We start from the raw sequence: 21,873 nt of genomic DNA, 5'->3' as shown, positions 1-21,873 counted from the left end.
TTTTATCTTGATTTCAGGAAGTCCATGATAAATGTATGATTCATAACTGCCACCTCACCTCCACTTCAATCCGCTCCCACGGATTATTACTTTTTTTCAACCCTACGATCAAAGCCGACATTGTTTCGCCACGGTCCAACAGTTGCGAGACGGCGGCATTGTCTTTTGCGGGGATGTCGCCGAGTTTTTCGCCTTGCCAGTCGATGCGGACAGCGCGTTGGTCGAAGCGGTTACTGGGTTCGCGAATCAGCGTGACCGTTTGGCGGGTGGCGAGTTGCGGCCAGAGGGTTTCGCCGTGGTGATACTGAAATCCCGCCACTGGTGAGATTTGCAGGGTTTTCCATTGATTTAACTCCGGTTTGGATTGCAGCAGCGCAGGGAAGGCAAATCCGCCGAGTAGAGCGGTGAATGATTGCAGGAATACGCGCCGGGACATGGTGTTTCTCCATTGAAAATGACACTTTTGCATTATCCCAAGCAGCAGGCTCAAAATCTGAGCCTGTTGAAATCATCCCCAGCTTTCAGCAAAGCTTCAGGTTCAACCCATTAGTAGCTCGGCTGATTTGATGCCATAAAAAATCTTCGGTTTGCTGCGTTTCTTGCGCCCGCAAGCAGCACTGTTTGTATTTTTTCCGCTGCTGCAAGGGCAGGGATCGTTTCGCCCTGGTTTTATTCTTTCTTCCTTTCGGGCAAATAATTCTCCTGCGCCATTTGCAAGCTTTGCAGGATAGTCTGGCGTAACGCTTCCGGGGCGATGACTTCGACCGCCGCTCCGTGCTTGAGGATATCCATCACCAGTTCGGTTTCATTGGCGTACGGGATACGCAACTCGTAACTGCCATCGAGCAGAAACTGGCCTTGCTGATGCGGATGCCATTGTTCATCCGCGACCCAGCGGGCGCGTTCGGCGGTGAAACGTAGCACTGCGGTATGTTTTGCCTGACCGGCGAAAATACCGTAACTGGAAGCGAAATGGCCATTGAGTTCATTGTCGGTGATGTTACGGGCTGCGTGATCGAGCATCTGGGACGCGGCGATGCGTTCCACGGCAAAACTGCGCAGTGCCTCGCGCTTGTGGCACCAGGCGTCGAGATACCAGTTGTCGCGGTAATGCGTAAGCCGTTGCGGGGAAACGATGCGTTCGGTTTGCCGGTCGCGGCCACGGCCGTGATAGACGATGTCGAGTTGCTTGCGTTGCAACACCGCGCTGGCAGCAGACTGAAAATGCTGCAAGGCCGGTTGCCTGCTCAACATGGTCAAAATGCGGATGCGCTTGATCGCATCCGGATCGTTCAGTTGCTGGGTTGCCAGTATCTTTTTCAAGTGTTCCTGCATCGGCTTGAGTTGCATGGCGAGCAAGCCCGGCTGAATTTGTTCCAGCAGCTGCTGCATGGTGAGCAGCGCGTGCAATTCCTGCGCATCAAACCAAACACCGGGTAATTCAAACACGGTTTTTTCCTGCGTATCGTAGTAATAACCGTTGCGTTCCCGGTCATAGAGGATCGGCGCGTTGAAATACAGCCGCAGCGATTCGATGGTGCGGTTGACCGTGGCCCGGGAACATTCCAGCAGTTGTTCGAGCGTTTGATGCGACACCGGCAGGGTGCGGGACGCCAATATGCGGTGCAATTGATAGATTCGCTGGAGATTGCCCATAAATTGATTTCAATGAATGCGAAAGCTACAAATTCGTTGATACGGAATTTCTCTTTAGCGTATCATAAGGCCCTCGGAAACATCAGGTGCCGGTCAAGATTCAAACCCCTGTTTCGTACCGTTTATCCGTTTGTTTTTATCCCGTTGCCATTCAGTAAAACTATGAAAGAAACGCAGGCGATATCCTTGCTATTGATTTTCGTATTGAGCATGCTATCGCACTCCGCTTTTAGCCAGCAAACCCGGAAATTTCCTCCCAATAGTCAATTGGGCAACCTGACGGCGGTGGCTTTTCCGCACTTCACCATCAACGGGCAGCAAATGACGATGGGCGCGGGCGGGCAGATCCGGGGGATCGATAATATGATTATTCTGCCGTCTACGGCGAACTATATCGGTTTGATCCGCTTTCAATTGGATACAATGGGCAATCTGCACCGGGTCTGGATTCTAACGCCCGGTGAAGTCAAGGAAGCGGAAAGCGAAGGGCAACAGATACCGAAACCGAAAAAACGTTTTTTCTTTTTTTAACACAGCGCTAAATCATTCATGAGTAACAAGCTTTATATCAAAACCTTCGGTTGCCAGATGAACGAGTACGACTCGGAGAAAATGGCCGATGTCCTGCACGCCGCCTACGGCATGGAATCCACCGACGATCCGGCGCAGGCCGATATCATTTTGTTCAATACCTGCTCGGTGCGCGAGAAAGCGCAGGAAAAGGTGTTTCATGATCTGGGGCGGGTGCGGCATCTGAAGGAAAATAATCCCAATTTGCTGATCGGCGTCGGCGGTTGTGTCGCCAGCCAGGAAGGCAAGGCAATTGTCAGCCGCGCGCCGTACGTCGACGTGGTATTCGGACCGCAAACACTGCACCGCTTGCCGCAATTGATCGAAACGCGCAAAGCCACCGGCCGCTCGCAAGTGGATATTTCTTTCCCCGAAATCGAAAAATTCGACCACTTGCCACCTGCCCGCACCGAAGGGGTCACGGCATTCGTTTCGATCATGGAGGGATGTAGCAAGTATTGCAGTTTCTGCGTGGTACCGTATACGCGCGGCGAAGAAGTGTCGCGTCCGTTGAACGACGTGCTGACCGAAATCGCCGTTCTCGCGGATCAGGGCATCAAGGAAATCACCTTACTGGGACAGAACGTCAACGCCTACCTGGGTACCATGGACGACGGCGAGATTGCCGATTTCGCCCTATTACTGGAATATCTACACGAAATTCCGGGGATTGAACGCATCCGTTACACCACATCGCACCCGAAAGAATTCACCACGCGTTTGATTCAGGCTTACAGCCAGCTGCCTAAATTGGTCAACCACCTGCACTTGCCGGTGCAATCCGGTTCCGACCGGGTGCTGGCGGCAATGAAGCGCGGCTACAGCGTGCTGGAATACAAATCGATCATCCGCAAGCTGCGCGCGATCCGCCCGGATATTTCGCTGTCCTCCGACTTCATCATCGGTTTTCCGGGAGAGACCGAAGCGGATTTCAACGCGACGATGCAACTGATCGAAGACATGAATTTCGACGAATCGTACAGCTTCGTCTACAGCCCCCGCCCCGGCACACCCGCAGCCGATCTGCCCGACGATACACCGCCGGAAGTGAAGCTGGAGCGGCTGCAACGCTTACAAGCGCAAATTAACCAGCAAGCCCGCAAAATCAGCCTGGGAATGGTCGGATCGATACAGCGTGTGTTGCTGGAAGGTATCTCCAAAAAAAATGCCGATGAGTTTTTCGGGCGCACCGATAACAACCGCGTTGTTAATCTGGCCAGCGATCCCACACTGGTGGGCAGTTTTGTCAACGTACGCATCACCGAAGCACGGTCGCATACGCTGCGCGGCGAAATTGTGCATGGATAAGAACGCATCCACGGCAAAGTTTTACACTTGCAAAGTATCGCGTCCGCTGAGAGAATCGCATTATCGTAACTGCAACAGCCAACTTTGAAACCGACACCCCTGGAAATTTCTTTCACACCCGCCGACAACCAGCGTCTCGCCAATTTGTGCGGCGCGCTGGATGAGAATCTCAAGCAAGTTGAAACCGCATTGGATGTCACGATCTCCCGGCGCGGCGAACATTTCAGCGTATCGGGAAAATCCGGGCAGACCCAACTGGCGGCGCAAGCGCTACGCAATTTTTACGATCAGTCGCAACACCATATCAGTCTGGAGCAAATCCAGCTCGGCTTGATTGAAGTGCTGAATCCGCACGATACACCCGATCAAATCAGCGACCCCAGCCACGACGACGGCACCGGCGCCAAGCAACCCGCCGCGCTCACCTTGTTAACCCGCCGCAGCAATTTGCATGGCCGCACACCGCGCCAGTCAAAATATCTGCAACAAATTCAGGAACACGACATTACGTTTGCCATCGGTCCGGCCGGTACCGGCAAAACCTATCTGGCGGTCGCCAGCGCGGTCGATGCATTGGAACGCGGCCTGGTGTCGCGTTTGATTCTGGTGCGCCCGGCCGTGGAAGCGGGAGAGCGTCTGGGCTTTCTACCCGGCGATATGACCCAGAAAGTCGACCCTTATTTACGCCCTCTCTATGATGCGTTGTATGATTTAATGGGTTTCGATAAAACCGCCAAACAATTTGAACGCAATACGATTGAAATCGCACCACTGGCTTTCATGCGCGGACGCACCTTGAACCAGTCGTTCATCATTCTGGACGAAGCGCAAAACACGACGCCGGAGCAGATGAAAATGTTTCTGACGCGCATGGGCTTGGGCTCCAAAGCGGTCATTACCGGTGATGTGACGCAAGTCGATCTGCCGAAACATCAGAAAAGCGGATTAGTGGAAGCGCAACAGGTGCTCAAGGACATACGTGGCATCGCGTTTACCCGTTTTCAATCCGAGGACGTAGTGCGGCATCCTCTGGTACAGCGCATTGTCAATGCCTATGAGAAACACGACAAACACAAGCAGGAACCCTGATTCGCCTTGCAGACAAAGAAACCGTTCAAACTGATGGTGCAATATGCAACGGACAGTTCCATTGTACCCACCCGGCCGCAATTCCGCCGCTGGGTCAAAGCCGCGCTGATGCAAGAAGCCGAGATCGTATTACGGCTGGTGGACGAAGCCGAAGGGCGCGAGTTAAACCGGCAATTCCGCGGCAAGGATTATGCGACCAACGTGCTGACCTTTGTTTATGACGATATGCAACCGCTGACCGGCGATATCGTGCTGTGCGCGCCGGTTGTCAGCCAAGAAGCACAGCAACAGCATAAAGACCTGCTGGCGCATTACGCGCACTTGACCGTGCACGGCGTGCTGCATTTACAAGGTTACGATCATATTGAAGACGCAGATGCAGCGGAAATGGAACAACTGGAAACCCGCATACTGGCGGCGCTGGGCTACGCGGATCCTTACGGTGAACCAGCTGGCGCCGTTGCAACGCAATAATCATGCATTCCCTTTTTTTATTTTTACCCATGCAAATTCTTAAACACTATGGATGACCCTTCACCTAAAAGCGGCTGGTTAGAGCGATTAGGCGCCATGCTGATCCGCAAACCGGAAGACCGCGAACAACTGATTACCCTGTTACACTCCGCCTTTGAGCGCAACCTGCTGGACTCCGACGCTCTCAGCATGATCGAAGGCGTCATGCAAGTTTCCGAAATGCAGGCACGCGATATCATGGTGCCGCGTTCGCAAATGGATGTCGTCGACATCAGCAAGAAACCCGAGCAATTCATTCCGTTTGTCATCGAAGCCGCACATTCGCGCTTTCCCGTCATTGAAGGTTCCGAGGATGAAATCATCGGCATTCTGCTGGCGAAAGACCTGCTGCGTTATTACGCCGATCCGGAAGAATTCAATATCCGCGACATGCTGCGCCCGGCGGTTTTCATCCCCGAATCCAAACGGCTGAATGTATTGCTCAAGGATTTCCGCAGCAACCGCAATCATATGGCGATTGTCGTCAATGAATACGGCGGTGTGGCCGGATTGGTGACGATCGAGGACGTGCTCGAACAGATCGTCGGGGAAATCGAGGACGAATACGACTTCGACGAAGAAGAGGACAATATCGTCATGGAAGCGGACGGACGCTACCGCGTCAAGGCGATCACCGAGATCGATAATTTCAATGAAGTGCTCGGCGCAAACTTCAGCAACGAAGACTTCGACACGATTGGCGGTTTGGTGCTCAGCAAGTTCGGCCGTTTACCCGTGCGTAACGAATCGGCCATCATCGGCCCATTTAAATTCACCGTGCAGCGCGCCGATAGCCGCCGCTTGCACGTACTGAAGGTGGAAAAGCTTGCCGCAACAGTAGAAACCCCGGCAGAATGAGGATACTTATCCTATTTCCGCATCAGCATGCCCAAAATCACCATCCGTCCGTATGATCCGCACAGTTTCCAGACACTCAGCGGTAGCGGATTGCCTCCGGTACTGGCGCGTATTTACGCCGCGCGTGGCATTGAGGATTCCAGCCAGCTCGAAACTGAACTGACGCGCCTGATCCCGTTCGGTCAGCTGAAAAACATTACCGCAACGGCCGCTTTGCTGGCCGATGCCATCGCGGCAAAAAAACGCCTGCTGATCATTGCCGATTACGATTCCGACGGTGCAACCGCGTGCGCCACCGGTATGCGCATCTTGCGCAAGTTCGGCGCTAACGTGGATTATCTGGTGCCGAACCGGTTTGAATTCGGTTACGGCTTGACACCGGAAATCGTGCGCCTGGCGCATGCCTCCAAACAACCGGATGTCCTGATCACGGTCGATAACGGCATCGCCAGCGTGGATGGCGTGGCTGAAGCCAATCAATTGGGCATGCAGGTGGTGATTACCGATCATCATCTGCCCGGCGATCAATTGCCCGCGGCACTTGCCATTGTCAATCCCAATCAGCCCGGCTGCCCTTTTCCGAGCAAAAGCATCGCCGGAGTGGGCGTCATTTTCTACCTGATGCTCGCGCTGCGCGCCGAGTTGCGTCAGCGCGGCGCTTTTGCAGCAGGCCAGGAACCCAATCTCGCTAGCTTTCTGGATCTGGTGGCGCTGGGAACCGTCGCCGATGTGGTCAAGCTGGACAGCAATAACCGCATTCTGGTGCAGCAAGGTTTGCAACGTATCCGCAAAGGCAAGGCTTGCGCCGGTATCAATGCGCTCATGCAGGTCTCGCGGCGCGATGCCCGGCAAATATCCACTTATGACCTGGGCTTCATGCTGGGGCCGCGGTTGAATGCTGCGGGGCGGCTGGACGATATGTCGCTGGGTATCGAGTGCCTGATCACCGATGACGAGGCGTATGCGGCCGACATCGCCAAGCAACTGGACGAACTGAACCGGCAACGGCGCGAAATCGAATCGGCCATGCAGGAAAGCGCGCTCGTCAAGCTGGAAGATACGCTCAATGCACGCCAGCCGGACATCCAGAGCGCTTACAGCATTTGTTTGTTCGATGCCGATTGGCACCAAGGCGTCATTGGCATCCTCGCGTCGCGTATCAAGGACAAATATCACCGCCCGGTGATCATTTTCGCACCCGGCAACGACGGTGAAATCAAAGGTTCGGGCCGATCAATCAACGGTTTTCACCTGCGCGACGCGCTCGATCTGGTATCCAAACAACACCCCGAGCTGATCCGCAAATTCGGCGGCCATGCAGCCGCTGCCGGGTTGACCATTCACAGCGATGCTTTTGAAGCATTCCGCGCGGCGTTCGAGCAGGTTGCGCAAACGCTGCTGACACCTGCCGATTTGACGCGCGTGATTGAAACCGACGGCGATCTGGAGCTTTCCGAAATCAAACTGGAACTGGCGGAAACTCTCGAACGCCAGGTGTGGGGGCAAGGTTTCCCGCAGCCGTCGTTTAATGCGCGCTTTTATGTCGAAAGCCAACGCATCGTCGGGGAAAAACATTTGAAATTGAAGCTAAAAAAACTGCACGCCGCGGGTGCCGATGGCGCAGCGCAAGCCGCGCGGAAATCGGCTGAAACCTACGACGGCATTCTATTTTTCCACAGCGATCCGCTGCCGGATGTGATCGATGCGGTTTATCGATTGCAGATCAATGAATATAATGGCAAATCATCCTTACAATTCCTGCTGGAACATTGGTTCCATGCAGACAACCCGGTGACCGGCGATGCACACTGAATTCACGTTGAATGGCGAATTGGCGGCTTTACCGCATTTCCTGACCAGCTTGGCCATCGGTTTATTGATCGGACTGGAGCGCGAACGCAATCCCGGCTCGCGCGCCGGATTGAGAACATTCGCCTTGGTCGCGATGTTCGGCACGCTGTCTGCGATGCTGTCGGAAAAAGCCACGCCGTGGCTGTTGCTCGGCGGTTTATTCATTGTCGGCCTGATGATGGTGGCTGCGTATTCCCGCGTCAAGGACGACAACGCCGACCCGGGCACCACCACGATAGCCGCTATTCTTGTCTGCTACGGATTGGGTGCTTCGGTGTGGTACGGCAACGATACCTTGGCCGTCATGCTGGCCATCATCACCACGGTATTGCTGTACTTCAAAGCGGAATTGCACGGCATAACGGAGAAACTGACCCGGCGTGATTTAATTTCGATACTGCAATTTGCCGTGCTGACGTTTATCATTCTGCCGATTCTGCCGGACAAGTATTTCGGTCCGTATGAAGCGATCAATCCGCACCAGATCTGGTTGATGGTAGTCCTCATCTCCGGCGTCAGTCTGGCGGGTTACGTCGCACTGCAACTGATCGGCCAGCAACATAGCGTGATACTGGGTTTATTCGGCGGGCTGGTATCCAGTACCGCCACGACACTGGTTTATGCGCGCCGCAGCGCGGAAAACCAGAACTTCACACAACTCGCCGCAATTGTCATTCTGATTGCCAATTTAACGGTGCTGCTCCGTTTATCGATCATCAGCGCGGTTGCCTCGCCTGCCATTCTGCCGCAGTTGCTCCCCGTGCTCGGCAGCGGCTTCCTGCTCGGAGCAGGCATCACGGCATACTGGTGGTTCAAGCTCAGTCACCAACATGAAATGCCCGTACCGGAAATCAAAAACCCCACCGAATTGCGCGCCGCAACAACTTTCGGATTGATCTACGGCAGCGTGCTGTTTTTTTCCACCTGGCTTTCCGATATTGCCGGCAGCAGCGGCCTGTACGCCGTCGCGCTCGTTTCCGGCCTGACCGATGTCGACGCCATTACGTTATCGAGCCTGCATCTGTTCGAGCTGGGTAAGCTGGAAGCAAATCAAGCGATCACCGCAATCACACTCGCGATACTTTCCAACATCGGCTTCAAACTCGGCCTGATTTTCTTCATCGGCAGCCGCTTTCTCGCCAGACAATGCGTATCCGGCATGCTGGCCTGCGCCGCCGGTCTCGGGCTGGCGTTGTTGTTCATTTAGAAACAGTGATCACCAAATGCAGCGCAAGCCAGCTTACCACCCGCCAGGCCATGCTCCACAGCCTGTTGAGCGGCTATCGTCAAGCGCTCGCAGCGATCTGCCCAAAATAACAAAATTGCGTATCACAGATGATCAGCATCACCCAACCATTCTTCATCCAGAGGCGCAAGGATGTCACCAACAATAACCGTGCCGCGCAGCGCATCCAAACGACTCAGCGCTGCTTCACGTTCGCTTTTTGCGTGATCGGGAATGATATGGGCGATGGTTTTGCCGTGCAAAGTGATTGCAATTGCTTCGCCTGCTTGCACTTGTTTAAGGTATTCGGGTAAATGCTGGCGTAATTCAGTCACATTCACTGAAGTCATGGGAGAACCTATAATGTACATAAAGTATGTACATTATAGGTATTTCATTATATCAAGCAATATATTAGAAAGTTAGGAATGCCTATTACTTAAACTTTACTGCTGTCAGACTCTGGGTCTTATGGGAGATCTATATCGCTTATCTAAAGAGAAATTGTTATTCAACCTGACAACTTCCCATTCAACAATTCCAGCACACCACCCGTTTCGGTCTGGCGAATGCGCGTTATCCCGCCGTTGCTGATCTTGATTCGATACAGCCCAGCCGGGGCGGCATGCACAGTTTTAGCAACAACTGCGCGCATCACGCCGGCATGTGCGACGATCAGAAAATGGCTGCTGTGGTAGCGTTCGATCGCTTCTTCATAGGCGGAGCTGACGCGCTGGATAAAATCATCGAGCGGTTCGGCGCCGGGCGGGCGGCAGTTGACCGGATCGCGCAGGAAAGCCTGATAGTCAGTAACACGGCCAATCTTGATTTCATCGTGGCTGAGCCCTTCCCATTCGCCGAATCCGACTTCCTTGAAGCGCGATTCGACCGTAACGTCGATGCCGTGACGTTCTCCGAGTGCAAATGCAAACGCCTGGCAGCGTTGCAGCGGGGAAGTGATGATGTGGTTCCAGTCATTATAGTTTCCGACGGCATGCCACATTTGCGACCAGCCCTTCTCGCTGAGCGGATCGTCCACACCGTGGCCGCGATAGCGGCGTCCGCCCGCAGGCTGACCGTGGCGGATCAAATCGATCACTGTTTCTGTCATAAAACTTTGCCAGGATATTAGAGAGATGCGCTAGTGTAGCTGATTTGCTCAGTGGAGAAGCAAGTTAGATCAAAAAAGAAAACCGGATGCCGCACCGCAGTGCGCAGATAGCCCTTGTTCGGGAGGAAGTTAGTAATTACCAACTCTGAATTCAGAGCCGCCGGTTTTCTTGATCACGTCCAGTGCGATATCGACATACTCGGAAAATTCCAACGCATCCTCATCGGCGATCGGTGTCGCCAGCACAAAATTCGCATGCTTGCGCGCCTCTTCTTTTCTGCCGACGTCGTACAGCAATTCGGCGTAAAAAGCGCGTGTGATGACATCGCGCGGAAACAGTTCATGCGCCCGTTTCATGTGCATCAGGGCTTTTTGGTTACTGCCAAAACTGATGGGAAATCCGGGTAGTTTGTGATAAATGCGACCCAGCGCGCGATGCGCTCCGGCGTTCTCGTATTGCTCGTCCAGCGCAACCACTTTCAACAGCATTTTCTCCATCGGTCCGATCATTCTCAGCGCACTTACAATGCCGCTGCTCTCGGCCATTTTTCCCATCGCGGCAGCTTTCCAGAAAAGTCCGCGCACGTCATTCGCGTTCAGCGCCAGTGACTGGTCTGCAATCGCAATACAATTCTCAAACAATTGAATGCGGCGGTTTGAATCCAGCTCGAGTTGCGCGCGCATGAACTCCAGACGGGAAAGCTCGGCAATGGCGGCCGATTCGCGCGAATTGCGCGTCAGGTCGCGAAACCAGTCGATCGTGCTCAACAATAAGGGTGTATCGATGGCATACTTCCACACGGCCAGTTCAATTTTTTGTTGATTCTCGGTGGTTAATGCCGTGGCGGAAACATTTTGCGCAAAAGCCGGTGCCGTCAAACACGCCACCGCAATCATCCTGTACGTAAACAGCATTATTTTTTGTTCCAATCGCCACATATTCAGTTTCATGAAAGCACTCATATTCTTTCCACCGGCTAAGCTATTTAATATTCTACGATAAATACCAGCCATTTATGACCGGCGTATTAAGAATAGCGCTATCCAACGCAATTTCAAATGACAAATAACACAACAATTTGCACTTTTATAGTTAATCCACCACCGCAACTTGTTCCTAAAAGAAAGGCATCTTGAAACTGGCATATAATATGATGCTTTCGATTTCACGCCGGTTTCTGCGCGCACGCTGCATTTTCCGGCATGGCAACTGGCACATTCACTATGCAACAAAAGCACACTCTACCCGCACCCGGCACCGTTTTACGTTACGCTCATTTTGATGGCTCCAGCGACGCGCTGTTTCTGGCGCAATTGGCACAGCAAGCGAAACCGGTCACCATCATCACAGCGAACGCGCTAGATGCGCAGCGGCTATTGGAAGAAATTCCCTATTTTGCGCCGGAACTGAGAACGCATTTGCTACCGGATTGGGAAACGCTGCCGTACGATACGTTCTCGCCGCACCACGACCTCGTCTCGGAACGGCTGGCCACGCTCTATCAGGTCATGAACGGCGCTTGCGATGTGCTGATCGCGCCGTTGACGACAGCGCTCTACCGCATGCTGCCGCGCGAATACCTGGCTGCGCATACGTTTTTTCTGAAACAAGGCGAAACATTGGATGTTGCGGGATTGCGCAGTCAGTTGACGCTGGCAGGCTACTCGCATGTCACGCAGGTTTTCTCGCCGGGCGAATACAGCGTGCGCGGCGGCTTGATCGATCTGTACCCGATGGGCAGCCCGCTGCCGTACCGCATCGATTTGCTAGACAACGACATCGACACCATCCGCACCTTCGATGTCGATACGCAACGCAGTATTTATCCGGTCAAGGAAATCCGCTTGTTACCCGCACGCGAATTCCCGCTCGACGAAGCCGGACGCACCTGCTTTCGCGGCAACTTCCGCGAGAAATTCGAAGGCGATCCATCGAAAAAACAAATCTACAAGGACATCAGCAAAGGCCTGACGCCTGCCGGCATCGAATATTATTTGCCGCTGTTTTTTACGCAAACCGCCACGCTGTTTGATTATTTACCCGAAAACACCTTGCTCTGCCTGCACCAGGATGTGCGTCCGGTGATCGACGAATTCTGGCACGACACCCAATCGCGTTATCAATTGCTGCGCGGCGATAGCGACCGGCCGTTGCTGCCTCCGGCTGAATTATTCCTGACCAGCGATAGCTTCTTCGGCCAGCTCAAGCCGTATGGACGCATTGAGATTTTGTCCAACGGACAGGATGTCAAACTGGCCGCGCCCAAAACTACCGCACCGTTGCCATCGGTGCAAGTCAACCGGCATGTGGAAAACCCGCTGGAAAAACTGGCAGTGTTCATCGCACAGTTCAAGATGACCGGCGGCCGGGTGCTGTTGCTGGCGGAAAGCATGGGGCGGCGCGAATTGATTGCCGAGTATTTGCATCAATACGATTTGCATCCGGATCTTTGCCAGGACTACGCGCAGTTTCTGAATAGCGCGCAATCCTTCATGCTGAGTGTCGCGCCGCTGCATACCGGTTTCATCGATGCGCCCGAAAAACTGGCTTTCATTACCGAAAGTGAGCTGTACGCCACCCATGTACATGGACGGCGCGAGCGTGAATCGCGCAAGACCACATCGACCGACAACATTCTACGCGATTTGTCGGAAATCAAACCGGGCGATCCAGTGGTGCATGAACAGCATGGCATCGGGCGCTATCTCGGTTTGGTCAGCATGGATGTGGGCGAAGGCGAACCGGGCGAAATGAGCGAATTTCTGGCGCTGGAATACGAAGGCGGCGACAAACTGTACGTGCCGGTTTCGCAGCTGTATCTGATCGGCCGCTACAGCGGCGCCGCGCCGGAATCCGCGCCGCTGCACAAGCTCGGCAGCAGCCAATGGGACAAAGCCAAACGCAAAGCGATGCAGCAGGTGCGCGATACCGCGGCGGAATTGCTGAATCTGTACGCGCAACGCGCCGCGCGCGAAGGCCACCAATTTACGCTGCGGCAGCATGATTACGATGCCTTTGCCGAAGGCTTCGGGTTTGAGGAAACGGCCGATCAGGCGGCAGCGATCAATGCGGTGATCGGTGATTTAACTTCCGGTAAGCCGATGGATCGGCTGATTTGCGGCGATGTCGGCTTCGGCAAAACCGAAGTGGCGTTGCGCGCCGCGTTTATCGCAGTGGCCGACGGCAAGCAAGTCGCGGTGTTGGTGCCGACCACGCTGCTCGCGGAACAGCATTTCCAGAATTTCTCCGACCGTTTCGGCCTGATCGCCGATCAATGGCCGGTCAGAATCGCCGAATTGTCACGCTTCCGTTCCGCCAAGGAGCAAACGCAAGCGCTCGCCGGTCTCGGGAAAGGCGAAATCGACATCATCATCGGCACGCACAAACTGATTCAGAAAGACGTGCATTTCAAAAATCTGGGCTTGGTCATCATCGACGAAGAACATCGTTTTGGCGTGCGGCAAAAGGAACAGCTCAAAAAACTGCGTGCCGAAGTGGATGTGCTGACGCTGACCGCCACGCCGATCCCGCGCACACTGGCGATGTCGCTGGAAGGGCTGCGCGATTTCTCCATCATCGCCACCGCGCCGCAGCGCCGTTTGGCCATCCGCACCTTTGTCAGCAGCTTTTCGATGGGCATCATCCGCGAAGCGTGCCTGCGCGAACTGAAACGCGGCGGGCAGATTTATTTCCTGCACAACGAAGTCAGCAGCATTCAATTGATGTACGAAAAACTGTCCGGTTTGCTGCCCGAAGCGCGCATCAACGTCGCCCACGGGCAAATGCCGGAACGCGAACTGGAGCACGTCATGCGCGACTTTTACCAGCAGCGCTTCAACATTCTGCTGTGCACCACCATCATCGAAACCGGTATCGATATCCCGAGCGCCAACACCATCATCATCAACAACGCGCACAAATTCGGCCTGGCGCAACTGCACCAATTGCGCGGACGGGTCGGGCGTTCGCATCATCAGGCTTACGCGTATTTGCTGACGCCGCCGGAAGAAGCGCTCGGCGGACAAGCCAAGAAACGTCTGGAAGCGATTCAAGCGATGGAAGAACTCGGCTCCGGCTTTTATCTGGCGATGCACGACCTGGAAATCCGCGGTGCTGGGGCGGTGCTCTCCGAATCGCAAAGCGGGGAAATGCAGGAAATCGGTTTCAGCCTGTACAGCTCGATGCTGGATACCGCGATCCAATCGCTCAAGCAAGGCAAGGAACCCGACATGCAGCACCCATTGGGCGTCGCCACCGAAATCAACCTGCACGTGCCCGCGCTGCTGCCGGAAGATTACTGCCACGACATCCACGAACGCCTAGTGCTGTACAAACGCATGGCCAACTGCACCGACAACGAACAGCTCGACGACATGCAACGCGAACTGATCGACCGCTTCGGCCTGCTGCCCAACCCGGCGCGCGCCCTGCTCGACTGCCACCGCCTGCGCATTATCGCCAAACCGCTCGGCATCACCCGCATCGACGCCAGCACCGACAGCATCCAGGTGCAATTCATCCCGAACCCGCCCATCGACCCGCTCAAAATCATCCAACTGATCCAAAGTAGCCGCGAATACTCACTCTCCGGCCAGGATCGATTGAAAATTCTGGTGAAGATTGAGGATGTGAATAAGCGGGTAATGCGGATTAAGGAGTTGATGCAGAAGTTAGGGTGAAGGTTTTCCTACGGGTTTATGAATTTTATTCATAACACATTATATTGCGTGATTTCAGATGCCTAATTCTAGATAGATACACAGGGAAGTTTGAACGGATGAACAAGAAGCAAGTAATATTTGGTGCTATAGCAGTTTTGGCAATCAGCGCATTCTGCTTATGGTCCATTTACTCAACTTTACAATGGTTCCAAGCACTAAATGCGAGTGTAGCAGCAGCACTCATTACGGCTTCGTTAGGTCTAATCGGCTTGTGGTATGCACAATGGCAATCCAAAACAAGAGACATCGCGGAAAGTCACCGTGCCAGCAAGATAGAGATTTACAATTTATTCTTTGATCTTGTTGATAAATTTCAAAAAAACAATATTACCGATCTTAGCGAAGAAAATATTTCTGAGTCTCTTAAATTCGACTTTCAAAAACTCAATCGTGGTTTGTTATTGTGGGCTTCACCCGGCGTAATAACTGCATATCTAAAATTTAGAACAGTCTCTACTAGCGGTGAAAACATACTCCAGGCAGTGGATAACATGTACCGTGAAATTAGGAAAGATCTGGGTCATAGCAACTTTCAGCTTAAAGCTGGTGATTTGATAAGAATCGGGTTAAAAGACCCAAATGAACTTAAATAGCACGTTAGGATGTGCCGATTGCAAGAAGGCGCATCAATCGGATAAATACCTAAGCACAATCGTTGCAAATACCTGAAAAACTTCCGGCATCAAATTTCATATCAACTTATCTACTCGCGATGAGCACAAAAATTGATTCAATTACCGCGCTTGACGCCGCGCCACGAGCCACGCCTTCCTCCTATCCGGAACCGTTCCGTTCGATGATGAACGGGCGCGTAAAGCGGTCATTAGGGGATTTGTTCGGTCTCACTAACTTCGGCGTGAATATTACCGTGCTTGCGCCGGGAGCAATGTCGGCGCTACGGCATGCGCACAGCAAACAAGATGAGTTCGTCTACGTCGTGTCCGGCACGCTCGTACTTTATTCCGGCGCTGGCCGCACGGAACTGCATGCGGGCATGTGCGCTGGTTTCAAAGCGGGTTCTGGCGACGCACACCGCCTTGTCAACGAAACCTCGTCCGATGCGGTGTACTTGGAAGCCGGTGATCGGACGCCCGGCGATGAAGTAACCTACCCGGATGACGATCTCGTCGCCCGGTTTGCCGATGGTTCATGGCATTTCTTCCACAAGGACGGCAGACCGTACCCATAGTGCAGTAACCATCGCTCAATTCAAATAGGATCATTCAGGGTTTGTTGTGCATCCATGTTCAAGAAAGTTTAAACAGACAGCTCATTCTCCACCAATTTAACCCAATACGCCGCACCCAGCGGCAAAATCTCGTCGTTAAAATCGTAATGCGGATTATGCAGTAAGCAGCCACCTTGCGAGCTGCCGTTGCCGATCCAGATGTAGCAGCCGGGTTTTTGTTGCAGCATGAAGGCGAAGTCTTCAGCACCCATGCTGGGAGTTGGTGCAGTGTCGACACATTGCTCACCGGCAACGGCGATGGCAGCGCGGATGGCGCTGGCGGTTTCTTCCGGGCTGTTGATGGTCACCGGATAACCGGGGTTTTCGGGGTTGAACAGGATGTCTGCGTGAATTCCAAAGCCCTGCGCGACGCTTTGTGCCAGTTGACGGATGCCTTGTTCCAGTTGCTCGCGCACAGCATTCTTGAAGCTGCGGAAAGTTCCGCGAATGACGGCAACATCCGGTAGCGCATTCCAGGTGTTGCCGCCGTGTATTTGCGTGACGCTGACCACAGCGGAATCGGCGGGATCAATCCGTCGGCTGACGATGGTTTGCAGTTGCGTGACCAAGTGCGCCGCTGCGACCAGCACATCGTTACCGAGATGCGGCATGGCGGCGTGGGTGGCTTGACCTCTCAAGATGATTTCAAAGCAATCGAACGACGCCATCATCGGTCCGGTTTTGACGGCGAAATGACCAGCGGGCACATCCGGGAAGTTATGCATGCCGAACACCCGCTGCGCCGGGAATTGTTCAAACAAGCCTTCACTGATCATTTGATGCGCTCCGGCACGGCATTCTTCCGCCGGCTGGAAAATGAAATACACGGTGCCGCCGAAGCGACCATGCTTGGCCAGGTAACTCGCTGCGCCGAGCAGCATGGCGCAATGCCCATCGTGACCGCAGGCGTGCATTTTTCCGCTGTTACAGGAAGCATGATCGAAGCGGTTTTGTTCCTGAATGTGCAGCGCATCCATATCGGCGCGCAGTGCAATACTTTTACTGCTGTTGCCACGGCGCAGTACGCCGACAACACCGGTTTTCGCCAAACCTTGATGTACTTCGATCCCGGCGCTTCGCAGTAGATCGGCAATCAACCGGGCGGTTGCGGTTTCTTCAAACGCCGTTTCCGGATGCTGATGGATGTGTCTGCGCCAACGTTGCATGTCGGCCTGTAATGCTTGAATTTCCGGGGCAATTTTCATGGTCGATCAATGCGCTATTCGTATCAAAAATGCTCAGCATACATCATAAAGCCAAGGGCTCAAAAACCGTCGGCTATTCCAGCGGCATGAGCGCCGCGCTGGCGCTATGGTCATAAAGCGCACACGATGCGCCACAACCAAAGCGCCTGCAAACAGCTCGAATCGATCAACGCCAGCTCAGCACCACATAGCGCGACACCTCATCATCCCGCACCAGTAACAGCACTTTATTATTGGCGCTGTTTTTTATCGCTTGATCGAACTCGGCAGCGGTATTGACGGCTTTACGATTGACTTCGAGGATTACGCTGCCGCGACCGATACCCGCCATCGTAGCGACCGATCCCGGCGCCACTTCGGTCACGATCACACCTTTTCCGGCCTTGATACCCAGTTGTTTCGCCAGATCGGCGGTAATCGTTTGTACCACGATGCCCAATTTCTCGCTGGCTTGCGATGATTCTTGCGCGAACTGCTTGTGATCGCTGAGTTTGTCGACTTTGACCGAAATGTTGCGTTGCTTGCCGTCGCGAATGATATCGAATTCCACTTTACTGCCCGGTTGCGCCAATGCGACTTGGTTGCGGAAGTCACCGGTATCGCTCATCGGCCGCCCCTGATAGTTCACGATCACATCGCCGGCTTTGAGTCCTGCCTTGTCGGCGGGCGAATTCTTTGTCACTTGCGCAATCAAAATGCCCTTGTCGTTCTTCAAATCGAAGGATTTGGCCAGATCGACCGTCAGCGGCTGGATCATAATGCCGAGATAGCCGCGTTCCACTTCACCTTTCTCGATCAATTGATTGGCGATACGCGCGGCCAGATTGATCGGAATGGCGAAACCGATGCCCATGTAACCGCCGCTGCGGCTGAAAATCGCGGTATTCATACCGATCACTTCGCCGTCCAGATTGACCAGCGGTCCGCCGGAATTGCCGGGATTGATCGCGGCATCGGTTTGAATGAAGTCTTCGTAATCGTTAATTCCGAGCGACGTTCTGCCTTTCGCGCTAACCACACCGACCGTCAAGGTATGGCTCAGCCCGAACGGATTGCCGATGGCAACTACCCATTCACCCACCTCCAGCTGCGAATAATCGCCGATTTGCACAACGGGCAGACCGCTGGCTTCGATTTCGATCACGGCGATGTCCGATTTGGGGTCGGTGCCTTTGATTTTTGCTTCAAACTCACGGCCATCGAGAAACTTGACGCTGATTTTATCGTTCCCTTCGATCACATGATTATTGGTCAAAATATAGGTTTTGTTATTATTGGCGGCAAAAACGAAGCCGGAGCCTTGCCCGACAACCGAACGTTGCTTGCCTTGTTGTGGTTTCTTTCCCGGTGCATTAAAGCGGGGAGAATCCGGCAGGCGATCGCCAAAGAAGCGCCGGAAAAAATCATCACCAAACGGAAAGTTATCGCCACCGCCATTGCCAAACGGGATGCCGAAAGGCGACATCTGCACCGCTTCAGTTTCCCGTTCGACCTGAATCAGTACCACCGATGGCGAAACTTTGCGCGCCACTGCGGCAAATGCCTTGCTAGTCTGACGCAAACTTTCCACGCCATTGCCCTGCTGCGCCAACAGATCGCCCGGCATCAACAGCGCCAGCGTCAACAGCACAATTAAATTACGATATCCAAGCATGATTCGCTCCTCTGATCGACAAAAAAATGTTTGATAGATTAGGTCAGCAATAGTTTGGGGCTGCTGACGCAAATTACAAGTAACCTATACTCAATGAGCGAATCTGATAGTATTTTTTATTTCAGGATGAAAACGCATGATTATTGTCATTTCACCGGCAAAAACACTGGATTTTGAAACACCGCCATCGACGCAAGCGCATACACAACCGGATTTTCTCGACGATTCTGCGATGCTGATCGATGAACTGAGAAAACTGGAGCCCAGCCAAATCGGTGCGATGATGTCAATCAGCTCTAAATTGGCCACGCTCAATTCCAATCGCTACTTCGCCTGGAATCGTCCGTTTACGCTGCGGAATGCCAAGCAAGCGATTCTCGCATTCAAAGGCGATGTCTATACCGGCTTGGATGCCGACACGATGACCGGAAACGAACTGGCGTTCGCGCAAGATCATTTGCGTATTTTGTCGGGATTGTATGGCGTGTTGCGCCCGCTGGATCTGATGCAACCTTACCGGCTGGAAATGGGTACTCAATTCAAAAATCCGCGTGGCAATAATTTGTACGAATTCTGGGATGATAAAATCACCCAAGCGCTCAACCAGGATTTGGCCAAACAAAAAGATGACATCCTCATCAATCTCGCTTCCCATGAATACTTCCAGTCCGTCCAACCCAGCAAACTCAATGCACGAATCATCACCCCGGTTTTCAAGGATCAGAAAAACGGTGTTTACAAAATTATCAGCTTCTTCGCCAAGAAGGCCCGCGGCATGATGAGCCGCTACATTATCCAGAACAAACTCACAAACCCCGAAGCCATTAAAGACTTCGATGTGGCGGGTTATCGTTTCAGTCAAGAAGATAGTGGCAAGGATGAATGGGTCTTTATCCGCGCGGAATCGAAATCCGCATGACCCGCAGCAGGTATGTATGGGGGCAAAATCAATGAACACCGGGCAATCCATCGAATTGGCAAGAAACTATGTCACTTTATCCAACAATCACGATCTGATGCAGATCGAGCGCCTATTTACTGCCGACGCCACTTATTGTTCCGCTTACTTCGGTGAATACAAAGGCAGTTCGGCCATCCATGCCATGATGATCAGCTTCTTTGATCGCTTTCCTGATGCACATTGGGAAGTTACTGAATATCGCTGCATTGAAAACAATGGCGTGGAATTCGCGTTTACAATGACCGGTATGGATGCTTCTTCCGGTGAACGGGTAAAACGGCAAGGATTGGAACGCATATACTTCACGCCGGAGGGATTGATCAGGCACATTGCCGTCTGCAAACCCAGCGATTCTTCCAAGCTTGATTGATAACACGGATCGTTAGAAGCATTGTCTAAATTCGCAGATAACGCTATCCTGATAGGCTATATCAATTTTTGTCTGGATAGGGCCATAAATGACACAAGATGAACAAAAACGAGCGGTTGCAGCAGCTGCAATTCAGCATATTCCGGTGGGTTGTATTGTTGGGGTGGGCACAGGCTCCACTGCTAATTACTTTATTGATGAATTAGCCAAAATTAAAAATAAAATCGAAGGCGCTGTTGCCAGCTCAGACGTAACGGCACAACGTCTTAAAGGTCATGGTATCGAAGTACTGGATCTGAATAATGTCATCGATCTTCCCGTGTATGTCGATGGCGCGGATGAGATCACCGAACATTTGCATATGATCAAAGGCGGCGGCGGTGCGTTAACACGGGAGAAAATTGTCGCGGCGGTTGCCCGGAAATTTATCTGCATTACCGATCAAAGCAAACTAGTGAATGTTCTTGGCAACTTCCCGCTGCCTGTTGAAGTCATACCGATGGCGCGCAGCTATGTAGCGCGTGAGATTGTGCAACTGGGCGGACATCCGGCCTTACGTCAGGGCTTCGTCACGGATAATGGTAATGTCATCCTGGATGTGCATGGTTTGCAAATTATGAATCCGGTTGAATTGGAAGCAACGCTCAATCAGATTACCGGTGTTGTAACCAACGGCCTTTTTGCCCGGCATCCGGCAGATACGTTATTATTGGGAACAGACAAAGGTGTACGCACTATTACTGTCTGATTAATTTAAAGCATGGATAATTAAGACCATAAAGCATCACATACTTCGATATCCTCAAAAGGCAGACCATGGCAACTAAAGAACATATTTCCAAGCAGTTCGACGCTGACCTTGAAGAAGTGCGCACGCGCGTTTTGCAAATGGGGGGCTTTGTTGAAGAACAAATCGAGAATGCGATCGATGCGCTGACGAGTGGCAATGAAGAGCTGATTGATCTGGTGATTACCCGTGATCACCGTGTCAACGCGATGGAAGTTTCAATTGATGAGATCTGCAATCAGATTATTGCGCGCAGACAGCCGACTGCAAGCGATTTGCGCATGATCATGATGGTGATCAAGACAATTACGGATTTGGAGCGCATCGGCGACGAGGCTGCAAAAATCGCCCGGATGGCAAAATTGATTTATTCAACGGATCGTATGCACATTCCGCGTTTTAATGAAGTTAAGCATGTTGCCAGTATTGCCATGGATATGCTGCACAAGGCGCTTGATTCTTTCGCCCGCTTGGATTTGAATGCCGCTGCGCAAATTGTGCGGCAGGATGAATTCGTCGATGAAGAATTCCGCTCCATCTTGCGTCAACTGATTACTTTTATGATGGAAGATCCCAGGAAAATTTCAACTTGCCTGGAAATCGTATTTATCGCCAAGGCCATCGAGCGCATTGGCGATCATGCAAAAAATATGTCTGAATACGTTGTTTATATGGTCAAAGGTAAAGATGTCCGTCACGTGACAGCCGACCAGATCGAACAGGAAATCAGGGAATAGGTCCCCTTGATCAAGTGATTTATCTAGA

21 protein-coding genes are annotated in these 21,873 nt (G+C 52.8%); 14 read left to right on the top strand and 7 right to left on the bottom strand.

Annotated elements, in window-relative coordinates:
• Positions 1 to 40 precede the first annotated feature (40 nt).
• Positions 41 to 436: an HIRAN domain-containing protein gene (locus R2103_RS00890; protein WP_317529702.1), complete on the bottom strand. Its 396-nt coding sequence runs from the start codon at positions 434 to 436 to the stop codon at positions 41 to 43.
• Between the two features lie 233 nt (positions 437 to 669).
• A complete protein-coding gene (locus R2103_RS00885) occupies positions 670 to 1,656 on the bottom strand; it encodes a helix-turn-helix transcriptional regulator (RefSeq protein ID WP_317529701.1) in 987 nt (328 codons plus the stop codon).
• 162 nt (positions 1,657 to 1,818) lie between these two features.
• Between R2103_RS00885 and R2103_RS00880 the strand changes: the two genes are divergently transcribed.
• The 7 genes from R2103_RS00880 (at position 1,819) to R2103_RS00850 (ending at position 9,052) form a co-directional block, all read left to right on the top strand.
• Positions 1,819 to 2,187, top strand: a complete 369-nt coding sequence (locus R2103_RS00880) for a hypothetical protein (protein ID WP_317529700.1) — start codon at positions 1,819 to 1,821, stop codon at positions 2,185 to 2,187.
• Between the two features lie 18 nt (positions 2,188 to 2,205).
• Entirely contained in the window at positions 2,206 to 3,534 is a 1,329-nt protein-coding gene (gene miaB / locus R2103_RS00875) for a tRNA (N6-isopentenyl adenosine(37)-C2)-methylthiotransferase MiaB (RefSeq protein ID WP_317529699.1), read from the top strand.
• 84 nt (positions 3,535 to 3,618) lie between these two features.
• Positions 3,619 to 4,623, top strand: a complete 1,005-nt coding sequence (locus R2103_RS00870; RefSeq protein ID WP_317529698.1) for a PhoH family protein — start codon at positions 3,619 to 3,621, stop codon at positions 4,621 to 4,623.
• Between the two features lie 6 nt (positions 4,624 to 4,629).
• Entirely contained in the window at positions 4,630 to 5,097 is a 468-nt protein-coding gene (gene ybeY, locus R2103_RS00865) for an rRNA maturation RNase YbeY (protein WP_411172579.1), read from the top strand.
• A 48-nt stretch (positions 5,098 to 5,145) separates the two neighbouring features.
• The gene (locus R2103_RS00860) at positions 5,146 to 5,994 is read left to right on the top strand and encodes an HlyC/CorC family transporter (RefSeq protein WP_132427214.1); all 849 of its coding nucleotides are present in this window, start codon (positions 5,146 to 5,148) and stop codon (positions 5,992 to 5,994) included.
• Positions 5,995 to 6,021: 27 nt separating this feature from the next.
• Positions 6,022 to 7,806 carry a single-stranded-DNA-specific exonuclease RecJ gene (recJ, locus tag R2103_RS00855; RefSeq protein ID WP_317529697.1) on the top strand — a complete coding sequence of 595 codons (1,785 nt, stop codon included), beginning with the start codon at positions 6,022 to 6,024 and terminating at the stop codon, positions 7,804 to 7,806.
• Complete coding sequence (locus tag R2103_RS00850) at positions 7,796 to 9,052, top strand: MgtC/SapB family protein (RefSeq protein ID WP_317529696.1); 1,257 nt, start codon at positions 7,796 to 7,798, stop codon at positions 9,050 to 9,052. The genes recJ and R2103_RS00850 overlap by 11 nt, the downstream gene beginning before the upstream one ends.
• A 122-nt stretch (positions 9,053 to 9,174) precedes the next feature.
• On the opposite strand, the gene R2103_RS00845 is transcribed toward R2103_RS00850, so the two are convergent.
• From R2103_RS00845 to R2103_RS00835, 3 genes are all read right to left on the bottom strand, one after another.
• Complete coding sequence (locus R2103_RS00845) at positions 9,175 to 9,420, bottom strand: type II toxin-antitoxin system Phd/YefM family antitoxin (RefSeq protein ID WP_090314772.1); 246 nt, start codon at positions 9,418 to 9,420, stop codon at positions 9,175 to 9,177.
• Positions 9,421 to 9,581: 161 nt separating this feature from the next.
• The gene (locus R2103_RS00840) at positions 9,582 to 10,181 is read right to left on the bottom strand and encodes a histidine phosphatase family protein (protein ID WP_317529695.1); all 600 of its coding nucleotides are present in this window, start codon (positions 10,179 to 10,181) and stop codon (positions 9,582 to 9,584) included.
• 129 nt (positions 10,182 to 10,310) lie between these two features.
• Positions 10,311 to 11,132, bottom strand: coding sequence for a TRAP transporter TatT component family protein (locus tag R2103_RS00835; RefSeq protein WP_317529694.1), 822 nt, complete (start codon positions 11,130 to 11,132; stop codon positions 10,311 to 10,313).
• A gap of 273 nt (positions 11,133 to 11,405) precedes the next feature.
• Here R2103_RS00835 and mfd point away from each other — a divergent pair, with 273 nt between their 5' ends.
• The 3 genes from mfd (at position 11,406) to R2103_RS00820 (ending at position 16,092) form a co-directional block, all read left to right on the top strand.
• Positions 11,406 to 14,861, top strand: a complete 3,456-nt coding sequence (gene mfd / locus R2103_RS00830) for a transcription-repair coupling factor (protein ID WP_317529693.1) — start codon at positions 11,406 to 11,408, stop codon at positions 14,859 to 14,861.
• A gap of 98 nt (positions 14,862 to 14,959) precedes the next feature.
• Positions 14,960 to 15,496, top strand: a complete 537-nt coding sequence (locus R2103_RS00825; protein WP_317529692.1) for a hypothetical protein — start codon at positions 14,960 to 14,962, stop codon at positions 15,494 to 15,496.
• Between the two features lie 62 nt (positions 15,497 to 15,558).
• A complete protein-coding gene (locus tag R2103_RS00820; protein WP_317529691.1) occupies positions 15,559 to 16,092 on the top strand; it encodes a cupin domain-containing protein in 534 nt (177 codons plus the stop codon).
• A gap of 68 nt (positions 16,093 to 16,160) precedes the next feature.
• Here the strand turns inward: R2103_RS00820 and R2103_RS00815 are convergent, their stop codons facing one another.
• Together R2103_RS00815 and R2103_RS00810 are read right to left on the bottom strand one after the other, a co-directional pair.
• Positions 16,161 to 17,336, bottom strand: a complete 1,176-nt coding sequence (locus R2103_RS00815) for a M20 aminoacylase family protein (protein ID WP_317529690.1) — start codon at positions 17,334 to 17,336, stop codon at positions 16,161 to 16,163.
• Between the two features lie 166 nt (positions 17,337 to 17,502).
• Positions 17,503 to 18,990, bottom strand: coding sequence for a DegQ family serine endoprotease (locus R2103_RS00810; protein ID WP_317529689.1), 1,488 nt, complete (start codon positions 18,988 to 18,990; stop codon positions 17,503 to 17,505).
• A 136-nt stretch (positions 18,991 to 19,126) separates the two neighbouring features.
• On the opposite strand from R2103_RS00810, the gene yaaA reads away from it, so the two are divergent.
• The 4 genes from yaaA to phoU all read left to right on the top strand — a co-directional run bounded on the left by yaaA (position 19,127) and on the right by phoU (position 21,845).
• Positions 19,127 to 19,909, top strand: coding sequence for a peroxide stress protein YaaA (gene yaaA, locus R2103_RS00805; protein WP_317529688.1), 783 nt, complete (start codon positions 19,127 to 19,129; stop codon positions 19,907 to 19,909).
• A gap of 16 nt (positions 19,910 to 19,925) precedes the next feature.
• Complete coding sequence (locus tag R2103_RS00800) at positions 19,926 to 20,321, top strand: nuclear transport factor 2 family protein (protein ID WP_317529687.1); 396 nt, start codon at positions 19,926 to 19,928, stop codon at positions 20,319 to 20,321.
• A gap of 88 nt (positions 20,322 to 20,409) precedes the next feature.
• Positions 20,410 to 21,069: a ribose-5-phosphate isomerase RpiA gene (gene rpiA / locus R2103_RS00795; RefSeq protein WP_317529686.1), complete on the top strand. Its 660-nt coding sequence runs from the start codon at positions 20,410 to 20,412 to the stop codon at positions 21,067 to 21,069.
• 68 nt (positions 21,070 to 21,137) lie between these two features.
• Positions 21,138 to 21,845, top strand: a complete 708-nt coding sequence (phoU, locus tag R2103_RS00790) for a phosphate signaling complex protein PhoU (protein WP_108698158.1) — start codon at positions 21,138 to 21,140, stop codon at positions 21,843 to 21,845.
• Positions 21,846 to 21,873 lie beyond the last annotated feature (28 nt).

The organism is Nitrosomonas sp. Is24, assembly GCF_033063335.1.
Taxonomy (GTDB): domain Bacteria; phylum Pseudomonadota; class Gammaproteobacteria; order Burkholderiales; family Nitrosomonadaceae; genus Nitrosomonas.
Note: the sequence above shows the minus strand (reverse complement) of the source record. Positions and strands in the feature narration are given on the sequence as shown.